Source organism: Vibrio sp. Vb1574 (assembly GCF_033338675.1).
Map to the genome: position 1 here is coordinate 20564 of NZ_JAWOTC010000051.1, position 15098 is coordinate 35661.

Genomic DNA, 15098 nt, shown 5'->3' on the forward strand with positions numbered 1-15098 from the left:
GGGTGACGAAAACGTTTGCGTCGGGTCATTCAACAGTTTTTTTGCAACTTTCAGTACTAATCTGAGTCAGGAGATACAGATGCTTAAGCGTGATATGAACATCGCAGATTACGATGCGGAACTGTTCGCAGCTATCCAGGAAGAAACTCTTCGCCAGGAAGAACACATTGAACTTATCGCTTCTGAAAACTACACAAGCCCACGTGTAATGGAAGCGCAAGGTTCTCAGCTAACGAACAAATACGCTGAAGGCTACCCAGGTAAGCGTTACTACGGCGGTTGTGAGTACGTAGATAAAGCTGAAGCACTAGCAATTGAGCGTGCATGCCAACTATTTGGTTGTGAGTACGCTAACGTACAGCCTCACTCAGGTTCTCAAGCAAACAGCGCAGTTTACATGGCGCTTCTTAACCCTGGCGATACAGTTTTAGGCATGAGCCTAGCGCACGGTGGTCACCTAACTCACGGTTCACCAGTAAACTTCTCGGGTAAGCACTACAACGTTATCCCTTACGGTATCGATGAAGCTGGTCAAATCAACTACGACGAGATGGAACAGCTAGCACTTGAACACAAACCTAAGATGATCATCGGTGGTTTCTCTGCTTACTCGCAAATCGTTGATTGGAAACGCATGCGTGAAATTGCTGACAAAGCAGGTGCTTACTTATTTGTTGATATGGCGCACGTAGCTGGTCTTATCGCTGCCGGTGAATACCCAACACCAGTACCGCATGCTCACGTGGTAACAACAACGACGCACAAAACACTAGCAGGTCCTCGCGGTGGTCTTATCTTGTCAAATGCTGGCGAAGATATGTACAAGAAATTGAACTCAGCAGTGTTCCCTGGTGGTCAAGGTGGCCCTCTAATGCACGTTATCGCTGGTAAAGCAGTAGCGTTCAAAGAAGCGATGGAGCCAGAGTTCAAAGCTTATCAAGCTCGCGTAGTGAAAAACGCAAAAGCAATGGTTGGTCAGTTCCAAGAGCGTGGCTACAAAATCGTATCTAACGGTACAGAAAACCACTTGTTCCTTGTTGACCTAATCGACAAAGATATCACTGGTAAAGACGCAGACGCGGCACTAGGTGCTGCAAACATCACTGTAAACAAGAACTCAGTACCAAATGACCCACGCAGCCCATTCGTAACGTCTGGTATCCGTGTAGGTACGCCAGCGATCACTCGCCGTGGCTTCACTGAAGAAGATGCAAAAGAGCTAGCAAACTGGATGTGTGACGTTCTAGATAACATCGGCAACGAAGAAGTTATCGAAGCGACTAAACAGAAAGTGCTAGAAATTTGTAAGCGTCTACCGGTTTACGCCTAACTGTTCTTCATAGAATGAGTCGATTTCGGTGTCGAACATACTCATTTGCTCGCGTAAACTCCGTGTGTTCTCCTAGAACTCGACTCGTCTATTTTGAACATTGATATACTAAAGGTCCTCAATTGAGGGCCTTTTTTGTTTGTCTGGCGTTTGGAATGAGATATAGCGAGAGTGTGTGATAAGGGGGTGGCTACCAACACTGTCCCTTTTCAATATATCCAAACCACGTCATTCCGACGAGCCTAGGCGAGATCAGGAATCTTGTTGAGGCACACTCTTTTACTCAGAGTTTCCCTAAAAATCATCAGTATTCTGAAAACAGATTCTGAATCACGCTCGTTCCTCGCTGTTCAGAATGACGGTGGTAGAATGGCTTTTTATCATCATTTGCCAGATGCAAAAAAGGTTGGCACTGAGCCAACCTTTCTTTTCAAAACAAGCTTTTCAAAACAAGCGAGAGCTTATTTAATCTCGATACCTTGAGCCTGCATATCGGCATGGTAAGAAGAGCGAACAAATGGACCACACGCTGCATGCGTGAAGCCAAGTTCTAGTGCAACTTCTTTTAGCTCGTCAAACTCTGATGGTGGAACGTAACGTTCTACTGGCAAGTGGTGACGGCTTGGCGCTAGGTACTGGCCTAGAGTCAGCATCGTTACGCCGTGTGCGCGTAGATCTTTCAGTACTTCGATGATTTCTTCTTTGGTTTCACCAAGGCCCATCATCAAACCAGACTTGGTCGGTACATCGGGATGCTGCTCTTTGAACTTCTTAAGGAGCTCAAGTGACCATTTGTAGTTCGCACCTGGGCGAGCTTTACGGTAAAGACGTGGCGCGGTTTCTAAGTTGTGGTTGAAGACATCTGGCGGATTGTCTTTCATTAGATCAAGCGCTACATCCATGCGACCACGGAAGTCAGGAACCAGTGTTTCAATCTTAATATGCGGGTTTAACGCACGGATCTCGCGGTTACAATCGGCAAAGTGTTGTGCACCGCCGTCACGCAGATCGTCACGGTCGACAGAAGTGATTACTACGTATTTCAGCTTCATATCGGCAATGGTTTTCGCCAGTTTTTGAGGCTCTTCTGCTTCCGGTGGTAATGGGCGGCCATGAGCAACGTCACAGAAAGGACAACGACGAGTACAAATAGCACCTAAGATCATGAAGGTTGCTGTACCGTGGTTAAAACATTCCGCTAGGTTCGGGCAAGATGCTTCTTCACATACGGAGTGAAGTTTATTCTTACGCATCGCCGCTTTGATGTCTTGAATTCGTTGGCTGTCGGCTGGTAGCTTGATCTTCATCCAATCAGGCTTACGTAGCACTTCTTTCTGCTCTGTAGGCATGTTCTTTACGGGAATCAATGCCATTTTATCGGCGTCACGATATTTAACGCCTTTTTCCATCTGGATTGGTTTGCTCATGCTTTATTACCTTGAGAAGGTGCTTCTGTGCTGAATTCTACTTGCTCATAATCGAGCAAAGTAACGAGTTCTTCTATTAATTGTTTTTCTACGGCTTCTACATTGTCTGGGCCGCCAAATTGGCTGACCTGAACCATTTCCATACCTTCATAACCACAAGGGTTAATACGCAGAAACGGTGTTAAATCCATATTTACGTTCAAGGCTAAGCCATGAAACGAGCATCCTTTACGAATGCGTAAACCGAGAGAGCATATTTTCTTACCGGCAACGTAGACACCTGGTGCGTCAGGTCGCGCGGCTGAGTCAATATTGTATGCTTTTAGCGTATTGATCACGAGGTTCTCGATTGTGGTAACGAGATCTCGTACACCTAATTTTTTACGGCGTAGGTTGATCAAGAAGTAGGCGACCAACTGACCAGGGCCATGATACGTAACCTGGCCTCCGCGATCACTTTGTACAACAGGAATATCGCCAGTGTTAATCAAGTGCTCAGCTTTACCTGCCTGTCCTTGCGTAAATACTGGGTTATGTTCTACCAACCAGACTTCATCACGGGTTTCTTCTGTGCGTTGGTCGGTGAACTCATGCATCGCCTTCCATACAGGCTCATAGTCTTGGCGGCCAAGTCGTTTTACAACAAGTTGGTGTTGCATGGGAATTCCTGTTGCTAATATATAAAGTTTTTGGATTATAAACCGGATAACCCTGATGCTCTACCGCTGCGTAACAGATTTTTAACTGAAAGCGATGTAAAGCCTCGTTATCTCTTTGATAAATAAAAAGAAAGCAGCCAAGGCTGCTTTCAAAAAAAATTTAATATATCAAAAAATTATAGAACCATGCGTACGATGTCAATTTCACCTAACTCTTTGTACAGTGTCTCAACCTGCTCGATAGAGGTTGCAGTAATGTTGATTGACACAGAGTGGTAGTTGCCCTTAGCACTTGGTTTAACGGTCGGGCTGTAGTCACCTGGAGCATGGCGCTGAATCACTTCAAGAACAAGCTCTGGAAGTTCAGGCTTTGCATGACCCATTACCTTGTAAGTAAATGAACAAGGGAACTCAAGCAGGTCTTTTAATTTTGCATCAGAGTTGATGGTTAGCATATCGATAACTCCAGTAGATATTCGTTGCGGTGCGAAATAGTACAGTCAAATTAGGGGGAACTCAAGACGAGGAGCTCAAACTTAAAAAGCCGCCCATTCAGGCGGCTTTGCGAATAAGTTTGCTACTCTAACGTTCTTTTTAGAAGAAGCTCTTGAATAACAATACGATGTAATCCCACATGCGGCTAAATAGACTACCTTGCTCTACGGTTTCTAGTGCCATTAGTGGGTACTCGGCAATATCTTCACCATCGATCTGATAGTATAGCTTACCAACTACATCACCTTTATTAATTGGGGCTTCTAGCTCTTTTTCAAGGACGAAGCTTGCTTTTAAGTTTTTCGCTTCACCACGCGGTAGTGTTACGTAAGTATCTTGGTCAAGACCCAGTGCTACGGTGTCTTTGTTACCCATCCACACTTTTTCTTCTACGAACGTTTCACCTGCTTTGTGCGGTGCCACTGTTTCGAAGAAACGGAAGCCGTAGCTTAGCAGCTTTTTGCTTTCTGACTTACGAGCATTGGCATCTTTAGTACCCATAACGACCGCAACCAAGCGCATTTGACCTTCAGTTGCTGAACTTACTAGGCTGTAACCCGCATTACTTGTGTGACCCGTTTTGATGCCGTCAACGTTCATGCTCTTATCCCAAAGTAGACCGTTACGGTTGTATTGGGTGATGCCGTTGTAAGTAAATTTCTTCTCTGAGTACACTCGGTACTCATTTGGTACGTCACGGATAAGTGCTTTACCTAGCAGTGCCATGTCGTATGGTGTTGAGTACAATTCTGCGTTATCTAAGCCATGAACGTTGGCAAAGTGCGAGTTAGTCATACCCAATGTGTTGGCCCAAGCGTTCATTAGGTCAACAAACGCATCTTCTGAACCTGCAATATGTTCTGCCATCGCAACACAGGCATCGTTACCTGACTGGACGATGATACCTCGGTTCAGGTCACGTACTTTAACTGTTGTGCCTACTTCAATGAACATCTTTGATGAATCAGGGAAGTTTTTCGCCCACGCATTTTTACTGATGGTGACATCATCATCTTCTGAGATATTACCACGCGCTAGCTCTTGGCCGATTACATAGCTGGTCATCATCTTAGTCAGACTAGCTGGAGACAATTTTGTGTTCATCTCTTTCTCTGCCAGTACTTTACCTGAATGGTAATCCATCAGCACGTAGCCCTTCGCCGCGATTTGAGGGGCATCTGGAACAACGATAGGTGATGCAAGAGCAGATTGAGCGAAAGTTGCAGAAAGGGCAACCGAAGAAACGAGAATAGATTTCACAAACTTATTTTTATTCATGGTAATTCAAATTTTTGGGTTAACTGCAGACATCTTATCAGAATCCCTAGTTATGTAAGAGGGGGATCAAAGAGAAATTCATGACACGAGGTCATTTGGCAGTGTTGTGTTTTTTAATAAATGCAGACGAATAGCCGAGCAACTTTACTTTATCTAATGTGGCTTGCGTCAGGGAATAGTCAGTAAATGGCCCTAACAACAAGCGATAAGACTCTTTCGCACTCTCTAGGAAAGTTTCTGTATCCAATTTTTGACCAAGCTCGGTACCTAAAGTTCGCGCGCGTTCTTCATTTTTTGATGATGCCACTTGAATAACGTACCTAGGGTGCGCTTCTAATGACTTTTTGTCCGTGGGCTGATTGATACTGATCACTTCAATTTCCACGTTCGCGGTGCCTGTTTTTATGACATCTAACTTGTGCGCGGCGGCATAGCTTAAATCAATGATACGACCATCGTGAAAAGGACCTCGGTCATTAACTCGTACTACGGTGGTTTTGCCGTTGTCAGTATTGGTAACTTTTACGTAACTTGGTAACGGTAGCGTTTTATGCGCTGCCGTCATTGAGTACATGTCATAGATTTCGCCATTAGAAGTCAAATGACCTTGGAATTTTTTCCCATACCAAGATGCGCGGCCTTTTTCTTTAAAGCCTTTCGCATTGCGAACTATTTTGTAGTCTTTGCCACGCAAGTGGTAATCTTTGTTCCCACCTAGGCTGTACGGTTCATATTTAGGATGCGCATCCTCGATGTGTTCGACTGAAAGCGGTGTATCCGGTGCAACATCGGATTCGAGTTCGTAACGGCCTTCTTGTTCTTTTTGGCTAGTTGATGAACAGCCTGCCAAAATAAGAGCAGAGAAAACCAAGGAATATAAAGCGCGTTTTTGCATGTCTAGGTCGCCTTAGAGAATGCTTTTCGGTGCGTATGAATCGACATCAGAATACCAAAACCAGCCATCAAGGTTACCATTGATGTGCCGCCATAACTGATGAGTGGCAACGGTACACCTACTACAGGTAGGATGCCACTTACCATGCCAATATTTACAAAAATATACACGAAGAAGCTGAGTACAATACTGCCTGCCATCATTCGTCCAAATGCGGTTTGCGCTTGGCTGGCGAGATATAAACCTCGTCCAATAATAAATAGATAGATGGCTAAAAGGCAAAGGAAGCCAATCATACCCCATTCTTCAGCAATTACTGCAAAGATAAAGTCAGTGTGTCGTTCAGGAAGAAATTCTAGTTGTGACTGCGTACCTTGCAACCAACCTTTGCCGGAAATACCGCCGGAGCCAATCGCAATTTTACTCTGAATAATGTGGTAGCCCGCTCCTAGCGGATCAGACTCCGGGTTAAATAGAGTACGAACTCGCACTTTTTGATACTCTCGCATCAAGAAAAACCACAGAATTGGAATGAAACCACCTAATGCAATCGCAGCACCAGCAATTATTTTCCAGCTAATGCCGGCGAGGAAGATAACAAAAATACCGGAAGCCGCGATCAGGATTGAGGTACCTAAGTCAGGCTGTTTTGCAATGAGAATGGTTGGTAAGCAGACCATAATCAGTGCAACAATGAGTGTTCTTAGCGTTGGTGGGAGGGGCTGTCTACCAACATAGCGAGCTACCATTAATGGCACCGCGAGCTTCAATAGCTCTGACGGTTGAAAGCGCACAAAACCGAGGTTAAGCCAACGCTGCGCGCCTTTCGATGCTTCACCGAAAAACAGCACGCCGAAAAGCAGTATAACGCCACCAACGAACATCAAAGGTGCCAAGCTTTCGTAAGTTCGTGGAGAAAGCTGTGCAAGGACGAGCATCACAACGAGTGAAAGCACCATTCGCATGGCTTGGCGATCCATCATCAGTAAACTTTGGCCACTGGCGCTGTACATGATCACCAGGCCAAACCCCATCAGGGCCAGTATGCCAAGTAGGAGTGGTAAGTCGATATGGAAGCGTTCAAACAGGGCGCGATTTTTACCTGTAGAGGGATCCATCTTCATTACTGTTTTACCTCTTTCTTCGCATTGTTTTCAGGCTCAATTTCTTCTGGACCAAGAACGACTCGGTCAAAAATTTTCCTTACTACTGGGGCACCGTTACTAGAACCACCACCGGCATTTTCTAGTACTACAGTGACGACCACTTTAGGATCATCAAATGGTGCAAAGCCAGTAAATAACGCATGGTCACGTAAGTGCTCGGCGATCTCATCGGCGTTGTACTCTTCGTTTTCACCCAGACCGAAGACCTGTGCAGTACCTGATTTACCCGCTGTTTCATAATTCATTTTGTAGAATGAGCGACGAGCTGTTCCGCGCGTGCCATGGTTTACCCGACGCATGCCTTCTTTCGCCATATCCCAGTACTTTTTAGGCACATTCTTGATTGGTGGGTAAGTCACGTATTCTGTCGTTTGCTGCTCTTCGAAGTCGTTACCATTTTCTATCGTCGCTTTGAGCAAGTGAGGTGCGATCACTTCTCCCTCGTTTACTAATACGGAGGTTGCTTTGGCGATTTGCATTGGTGTTGCTGTCCAATATCCTTGGCCGATACCTACAGGGATCGTATCACCTTTATACCATGGGGTTTTATGGCGAGACATTTTCCAGTCACGAGTCGGCATATTCGCCTTACTTTCTTCGTAGATATCAATGCCAGTGTAATCACCAAAACCGAACATCATCATCCAATTCGAAATACGGTCAATACCCATGTCATAAGCGATTTGATAGTAGAAGGTATCAACAGACTCTTCGATCGACTTAATGATATCGACGCGCCCGTGCCCCCAACGCAACCAGTCACGAAACGGGCGTGTGTTGGAGTTTGGTATGCGCCAATAACCAGGGTCATTTCGTGTGGTGTTAGGTGTGACGACACCTTCTTGCAGCGCGGCTACCGCCATAAATGGTTTGATGGTAGACGCAGGAGGGTAAATGCCAAGTGTAGTGCGGTTGACCAAAGGACGGTTTTTATCGTTCAAAAGGGCGCGATAGTCTTTACCTGAGATTCCGTGCACGAACGAGTTAGGATCGTAGCTAGGGCTCGAAACCATAGCCAGTACGCCGTTGTCTCTAGGATCGATTACTACAGCACTGCCTCGGCGGCCGTCCAATAATTGGTGTACGTACAACTGCAAGTTGATATCAAGGTTTAAAACGATGTCTTTTCCGGGTACAGGTGGAACGTACTTTAAGGTACGAATTACTCGGCCGCGGCTGTTTACCTCGACTTCTTGATATCCGGCTGTACCGTGTAAGAGGTCTTCGTAGTATTTTTCAATACCCAGCTTACCAATGTCGCGAGTGGCTTGATAGTTTGCGTCTTTTTCTTCTCGGATCAGGCGCTGCATGTCGCGATCATTGATTCGAGAAACATACCCAATCACGTGGGTTAAGACTTCGCTGAAAGGGTAGTAGCGCTTTAAGGTCGCACTTATTTCCACACCTGGAAAGCGGTACTGATTGACGGAGAATACCGCTACTTGTTTTTCGTTCAGTTGGGTAAGCAGTGGGACCGATTTAAATCGACGAGTCCGTTTACGCTCGTGGTGGAAACGTTCAATCTGGTCTGGTGTAATTTCCAGAATAGTCTGTAATTCTTGGATGGTTGCATCAATGTCTTTAATTTTTTCTGGGGTCAGTTCTAAGTTAAAGACGGGACGGTTCTCTGCCAGTAAAACGCCATTTCGGTCATAAATTAGACCTCGGTTAGGCGCGATAGGCACTACTTTGATGCGGTTATCGTTCGAGCGGGTTTGATAGTCTTGAAACTGGTTCACCTGAATGTTGTACATGTTGGCAACCAGAGCTCCCATCAAGACAACAATGCCGATAAAAGCAACAATAGCGCGGCTGGCAAACAGACGCGCTTCGGCTTGATAATCTCGGATTTGACTGCGTCGTTTACGAATCATTAACGCTTGGCTCTAAAGTTAAACAACGATTATTCGCGATGATAAGGGTGGTTAGCGGTGATGCTCCACGCTCGGTACAAGCTTTCTGCCATTACGATACGCACTAGAGGGTGGGGTAGCGTTAAGGCAGACAATGACCAGCTTTGGTCTGCTGCAGCTTTGCATGCAGGAGCGAGTCCTTCAGGACCGCCGATTAATATTGATACATCACGGCCATCTAATTTCCAAGCTTCTAACTGCTCAGCGAGTTGAGGAGTGTCCCATTTTTTACCTGGGATATCTAACGTGACGATACGGTTGCCTTTTGGTACCGCCGCGAGCATCGCTTCTCCTTCTTTTTGCAGGATGCGAGCGATATCGGCATTCTTACCACGCTTACCAGCAGAGATTTCAATCAACTCCAACGGCATATCATGCGGGAAACGGCGACGATATTCTTGAAAGCCTTCCTCAACCCATTTTGGCATTTTTGTGCCAACAGCAATTAGTTGAATTTTCAAAAGATTAACCCCAGAGTTTTTCTAGCTGGTAGAGTTCGCGGTGCTCTTCTTGCATCACGTGAAGCATGGCGTCGCCCATATCTAGGACTACCCATTCACCTTCGTTTTCACCTTCCATTCCTAGTGGCTCAAGACCGGCTTTTTTCACTTCTGTTGCAACATGGTCAGCGATGGATGAAACGTGGCGTTTGGATGTACCAGTACAGATGATCATGTAATCTGTCACGCTTGATTTATCTTCCACATTTAGGACGATAATGTCTTCCGCTTTCATGTCGTCGGCTTTATCAGCTAAAAAGTCTTTCAGTTCTTCGCGAAGCACTCGGTTTTCCTCGGTTTGTCTCTTATCTCTAAAGTGTTTTACATTCTTGCTTGCAAAACAGGTCGCGCACTATATCACGCTTTGATTTTTAAATTGCCAGCTTAATATCAGGAGAGCAGGTTTCTAAGCTCAACTGATGAATAGTTGGCCATACAGACTCGTCATACTGAGTTTTGGCTTTTATCTCGGCTTGAGCCAACAAGGAGAGCAATGCACAAATACGACTCGCTGATAAGCGGGTCAGTGCTGCGTTATAGAGTGGACGCTTGTTTTGCCAAACTCGATATTTCTCAAATACCTGGTTCATTCCCATTTGAGTTAAGTCTTGATGCATATTTAAAAGTTGGCTCAACTCTTTTTGTACACTTCGAATCAAGATCACGGTCTCAACCCCTTCCGCCTCAAGTTGGCGAAGAATACGTTGTGCACGGTTTGCTTTACCTGCCAGTAAGGCGTCGATCCAGTTAAAGGTAGTGAAGTGATTATGGCGACTTAGGGCTTCCTCTAAACGTATGATGGTCAGCTCACCATCCGGATAGAGTAGGGCCAATTTCTCTAAGCTTTGTGTCAATGCAAATAGGTTACCTTCATGCCATTGAGCCAACATTTGCAGTGATTGCTGATCGGGTTTTAGTCCCAACGTGCGGCAACGTGTCTGAATGAACATAGGTAGGCGTTGAAGGTCTGGCGACAAGCAGCTTACCCAATCGCCTTTTGAGCTTAATGCTTTGAACCATTTCGCATTTTCTTGGGCTTTGGTCAGTTTGCTACCAACAATGACGAGCATGATGTCATCATGAAGCATATCACACAGTGTTTGCAGCTCTTTGCTGACGGCGGTTGTTACGCCACTTTCAGGAATTTCAAGCTCAATCAATTGACGGTTTGAAAACAGGCTCATCGCTTGGAAACAGTCGTAAACTTGGTTCCAGTCGATGCTAGCATCCACCGCAAAACGGTGTTTTTCCTCAAAACCTTGCTGAAACGCTGCCTTTTGGATTGCTTGGCGGCTTTCTTGAATCAGTAACGGCTCATTACCAAAGATTAAGTAAACCTGTTTAACTTGTTTAGTTAAATGATCCGTTAGCTTATCGGCATAAATTCGCATAGTGACTAAGAGTTTTTGTTCGCTGGCTCAGAGATTTGTCCTGCTTCATATTCGGCACGAATACGGCCCAACTGGCGCATCATCTGTTTTGCAGCTTGCAAGCGCATCTCGTCTTCAATTACGTCACGCTCAACAGATTTTGCAAGTGCGGTCAACGGGTTGTCTAGGTAGTTGCGGTTTACTGTTGTCGTAAAGTTTTTAGAACCATAGCCAGGAATTGTCACACGGTATTTTACTACGTATGTCAGCTCTTTTTCTGCTGCACGGCTATTTTGATAAAGCGATAGTGTACGCTCATCGATTGTCGCTTCCGTCAAATGAAGGTTGGGTACCGTCGATGATGGTTGAACAAGTTCAACTTTGTTCAGTTCGAGTTGAGAGCGAACATAGCGAGTTAATTCACTGTATTCATCGTAGCTGGAGAAAGACATAGTGTGCAGCTCTTCCGGTACGGAATACTCGCCGCGAAGGTGAAAACCACAGGCAGAAAGAAGCCCCGCTAATACCAATACCACTGGTAGTTTAATCAAAGAGAAAAAGCGCATTGATTGTATTCATCCTAAATTGAAGGGGTTATTTACCTTAAACCACTCATGTGAATGGTTTGAGGTAAATAAACAGGGTAGAAAACTACCCTGTTTAATGACTCTTGGTTAACAAATAAGTTCGCTAAACAGAGACAAATTGACAGCTGCGATTAGTTTGCAACGATGTTCAGCAGTTTACCTGGAACGTAAATAACTTTACGAATAGTCAGGCCATCAGTGAACTTAACCACGTTTTCGTCGTTTAGACCAAGCTGTTCGATATCGTCTTTAGAGATATCAGCTGGGACTGTTAGCTTCGCACGTAGCTTACCGTTAACTTGAACAACGATAGTTTTTTCGTCTTCAACTAGCGCTTTTTCGTCAAACGTCGGCCATGCCGCGTTATCAATGTCTGTTTCACCTAGTGCTGCCCATAGCTCGTATGAGATATGCGGAGTGATAGGGTAAAGCATGACAACAATAGCTTTCAGTGCTTCGTCAAGGATTGCACGATCTTGCGCAGATTCTTGAGGCGCTTTCGCTAGTTTGTTCATCAGCTCCATGATCGCTGCGATCGCGGTGTTGAATGTTTGACGACGAGCGATATCGTCCGTCACTTTCGCGATAGTCTTGTGAACGTCGCGGCGAAGTGCTTTTTGATCACCAGAAAGCGCTGAGGTATCTACTGCTTCTGCTGCACCTTTCGCTGTGTGCTCTTTCACTAGTTTCCAAACACGTTTTAGGAAGCGATTCGCACCTTCTACGCCAGACTCTTGCCATTCAAGTGTCATGTCCGCTGGAGACGCGAACATCATGAATAGACGTACTGTGTCAGCGCCGTACTTGTCTACCATTTCTTGAGGGTCGATACCGTTGTTCTTAGACTTAGACATCTTGATCATGCCTGAGTGCGTTACATCACGACCTTCAGTGTCTTTAGCAGAAGTAATGCGGCCTTTACCATCACGTTCAACGGCTACGTCTGTTGGAGCTACCCACTCTTTGCCGCCTTTCTCGTTCTCGAAGTAGAACGCATCAGCCAGTACCATGCCTTGACACAGTAGTTGCTTGAACGGTTCGTCAGAAGTTACGTAACCCGCATCGCGCAGTAGTTTGTGGAAGAAGCGTGAGTACAGTAGGTGCATACAAGCGTGCTCGATACCACCGATGTATTGATCTACTGGTAGCCAGTAGTTTGCTTTTTCTGGGTCTAGGATGTCGTCCGCTTGTGGTGAACAGTAACGCGCGTAGTACCAAGAAGATTCCATGAACGTATCGAACGTATCTGTCTCACGTAGAGCAGGTTCGCCGTTAAAGGTTGTCTTCGCCCACTCTTTGTCTGCTTTGATTGGGCTAGTGACGCCGTCCATTACCACGTCTTCTGGAAGAATCACTGGTAGTTGGTCAGCAGGTACTGGGTGAACTTCACCGTCTTCAGTCGTTACCATTGGGATTGGTGCGCCCCAGTAACGTTGACGAGATACACCCCAGTCGCGTAGACGGAAGTTTACAGTCTTAGTGCCTTTGCCCTCTGCTTCTAGCTTCGCTGCGATTGCGTCGAATGCCGCTTGGAATTCTAGGCCATCGAATTCACCTGAATCGAACAGTACACCTTTCTCAGTGTATGCTGCTTCAGAGATGTCTAGCTCGCTGCCATCAGCAGGCTTGATAACTGGCACGATGTCTAGACCGTACTTCGTTGCGAACTCGTAGTCACGTTGGTCGTGCGCAGGTACAGCCATTACCGCGCCTGTACCGTAGTCCATCAGAACGAAGTTTGCTACGTATACTGGTACTTCGCGGCCGTTCAATGGATGAATAGCAGTAAGGCCAGTTGCCATACCTTTCTTCTCCATTGTCGCTAGCTCAGCTTCTGCAACCTTGTTGTTCTTACATTCGTCGATAAACGCTGCAAGCTCTGGATTGTTCTCTGCTGCAAGAGCTGCAAGAGGGTGGCCGGCTGCGATACCCACGTAAGTCACACCCATTAGCGTATCTGGACGTGTTGTGTAAACTTCTAGGTCTTGTTGACCCTTAACTTCAAACTTCAGTTCAACACCTTCAGAACGACCAATCCAGTTGCGCTGCATGGTTTTCACCATTTCAGGCCAACCTTCAAGCTTGTCTAAGTCGTCTAGTAGCTCTTGAGCGTACTCAGTGATTTTGATGAACCATTGAGGGATTTCTTTTTGCTCTACAGGCGTATCACAACGCCAGCAACAACCGTCTTCAACCTGCTCGTTTGCAAGAACAGTTTGGTCGTTAGGACACCAGTTAACAGAAGAAGTCTTTTTGTAAACTAAACCTTTCTCGTAAAGTTTAGTGAAGAACTCTTGTTCCCAGCGGTAGTACTCCGGTGTACATGTTGCGAATTCACGGTTCCAATCGTAACCAAAGCCTAGAAGCTTAAGTTGGTTCTTCATGTATTCGATGTTTTCGTAAGTCCAAGGTGCTGGCGCAGTTTTGTTTTTTACTGCTGCGTTTTCTGCAGGTAGACCGAATGCGTCCCAACCGATTGGTTGCATCACGTTTTTGCCTTGTAGGCGTTGGAAACGAGATACTACATCACCGATAGTGTAGTTGCGCACGTGACCCATGTGCAGTCGACCACTTGGGTATGGGAACATGGACAGACAGTAGAATTTTTCTTTATTTGGGTCTTCACTTACAACAAAGGTTTTGTTGTCATCCCAGTGCTTTTGAACTTTTTGTTCAATATCTTGTGGGTTGTATTGTTCTTGCATCGATGGTATCCGTTATCTTGGAATTTGTGAGTTCGGTTAGAACAGACTTAAATAGATCGTCATAGAATACCTAAAGCTAGGGATCACAACAATAGCCAATCTGTACCCATGCGCCCTTAAGTGACGCAGGTAGGAGAAAGATGGAGGTCAGTTATGCCTAAACGTAAAACAGGTTATGAGGAAATGCTCGAGGATGTGATTGAAACCTTGAAGCACAGTCCGGAAGAAGTTAACAAAGCGATTGAGACGTCGGGCAAAGTGGTGGATGCTGCTAATGACTTGACCAAAGATGAATTGGCTTTAATCAAAGCGTACCTTAAAGCAGACTTAAAAGAGTTTTCAGAGAGTTACGAGGATAGCAAAAGCGGTCCGTTTTACTTAACGATTGCGGATTCGATATGGCAAGGGCTGTTAGAGATTACAGACCGAACTAAAGTTGAGTGGGTTGAGTTGTTCGATGACTTAGAGCATCAAGGGCTATATGAAGCAGGAGAGGTGATAGGCTTAGGCACTTTAGTCTGTGATGAGTGTGGTCACAAGACAACGTATAACCACCCAACAGTAATCATTCCGTGTATTAAGTGTAGTCACAAAGGCTTTACTCGTCAGTCATTAAAGCCATAAATGGCGAGTAACGACTGTATAATGCAATGAATAAAAAAGAGGCTTAGTCGCCTCTTTTTTGTCTTTTCTACTTGTGCCGTCCTAAATAAGGTTGACACTTTCCACCCCAAAATTGGAGAGTGTTATGAAATCAACAACTAAAAGAACTC

At 45.5% G+C, this 15098-nt stretch carries 14 protein-coding genes; 2 read left to right on the plus strand and 12 right to left on the minus strand.

Annotated elements, in window-relative coordinates; genetic code table 11:
- Positions 1 to 79: 79 nt before the first annotated feature.
- Entirely contained in the window at positions 80 to 1330 is a 1251-nt protein-coding gene (glyA, locus tag R7O12_RS21305) for a serine hydroxymethyltransferase (protein WP_005381985.1), read from the plus strand.
- Positions 1331 to 1791: 461 nt separating this feature from the next.
- Here the strand turns inward: glyA and lipA are convergent, their stop codons facing one another.
- The 12 genes from lipA to leuS all read right to left on the minus strand — a co-directional run bounded on the left by lipA (position 1792) and on the right by leuS (position 14325).
- The gene (lipA, locus tag R7O12_RS21310; protein WP_005391329.1) at positions 1792 to 2757 is read right to left on the minus strand and encodes a lipoyl synthase; all 966 of its coding nucleotides are present in this window, start codon (positions 2755 to 2757) and stop codon (positions 1792 to 1794) included.
- Positions 2754 to 3416 (minus strand): lipoyl(octanoyl) transferase LipB, encoded by a 663-nt coding sequence (gene lipB, locus R7O12_RS21315; RefSeq protein ID WP_005384137.1) that lies wholly within the window; start codon positions 3414 to 3416, stop codon positions 2754 to 2756. Before lipB ends, lipA begins: the two co-directional genes overlap by 4 nt.
- Positions 3417 to 3592: 176 nt before the next feature.
- Positions 3593 to 3871, minus strand: a complete 279-nt coding sequence (gene ybeD, locus R7O12_RS21320) for a DUF493 family protein YbeD (protein WP_005384135.1) — start codon at positions 3869 to 3871, stop codon at positions 3593 to 3595.
- Between the two features lie 139 nt (positions 3872 to 4010).
- A complete protein-coding gene (locus R7O12_RS21325) occupies positions 4011 to 5189 on the minus strand; it encodes a serine hydrolase (RefSeq protein WP_005384132.1) in 1179 nt (392 codons plus the stop codon).
- Positions 5190 to 5280: 91 nt separating this feature from the next.
- Positions 5281 to 6084 carry a septal ring lytic transglycosylase RlpA family protein gene (locus R7O12_RS21330; RefSeq protein WP_005384131.1) on the minus strand — a complete coding sequence of 268 codons (804 nt, stop codon included), beginning with the start codon at positions 6082 to 6084 and terminating at the stop codon, positions 5281 to 5283.
- Positions 6085 to 6086: 2 nt separating this feature from the next.
- Positions 6087 to 7208 (minus strand): rod shape-determining protein RodA, encoded by a 1122-nt coding sequence (gene rodA, locus R7O12_RS21335; protein ID WP_005384128.1) that lies wholly within the window; start codon positions 7206 to 7208, stop codon positions 6087 to 6089.
- Positions 7208 to 9124, minus strand: a complete 1917-nt coding sequence (mrdA, locus tag R7O12_RS21340) for a penicillin-binding protein 2 (protein WP_005384126.1) — start codon at positions 9122 to 9124, stop codon at positions 7208 to 7210. The genes rodA and mrdA overlap by 1 nt, the downstream gene beginning before the upstream one ends.
- A gap of 29 nt (positions 9125 to 9153) precedes the next feature.
- Positions 9154 to 9624: a 23S rRNA (pseudouridine(1915)-N(3))-methyltransferase RlmH gene (gene rlmH / locus R7O12_RS21345; RefSeq protein ID WP_017821762.1), complete on the minus strand. Its 471-nt coding sequence runs from the start codon at positions 9622 to 9624 to the stop codon at positions 9154 to 9156.
- A 4-nt stretch (positions 9625 to 9628) separates the two neighbouring features.
- Positions 9629 to 9946 (minus strand): ribosome silencing factor, encoded by a 318-nt coding sequence (gene rsfS, locus R7O12_RS21350; protein WP_005373015.1) that lies wholly within the window; start codon positions 9944 to 9946, stop codon positions 9629 to 9631.
- Positions 9947 to 10034: 88 nt separating this feature from the next.
- Entirely contained in the window at positions 10035 to 11054 is a 1020-nt protein-coding gene (gene holA / locus R7O12_RS21355; protein WP_005384123.1) for a DNA polymerase III subunit delta, read from the minus strand.
- Positions 11055 to 11059: 5 nt separating this feature from the next.
- Positions 11060 to 11599, minus strand: coding sequence for an LPS assembly lipoprotein LptE (lptE, locus tag R7O12_RS21360; RefSeq protein WP_005384122.1), 540 nt, complete (start codon positions 11597 to 11599; stop codon positions 11060 to 11062).
- Between the two features lie 152 nt (positions 11600 to 11751).
- Positions 11752 to 14325: a leucine--tRNA ligase gene (leuS, locus tag R7O12_RS21365; protein WP_005384121.1), complete on the minus strand. Its 2574-nt coding sequence runs from the start codon at positions 14323 to 14325 to the stop codon at positions 11752 to 11754.
- A 153-nt stretch (positions 14326 to 14478) separates the two neighbouring features.
- Between leuS and R7O12_RS21370 the strand changes: the two genes are divergently transcribed.
- Positions 14479 to 14949, plus strand: coding sequence for a zinc ribbon-containing protein (locus R7O12_RS21370; protein ID WP_005384120.1), 471 nt, complete (start codon positions 14479 to 14481; stop codon positions 14947 to 14949).
- The last annotated feature ends 149 nt before the right edge of the window (positions 14950 to 15098 follow it).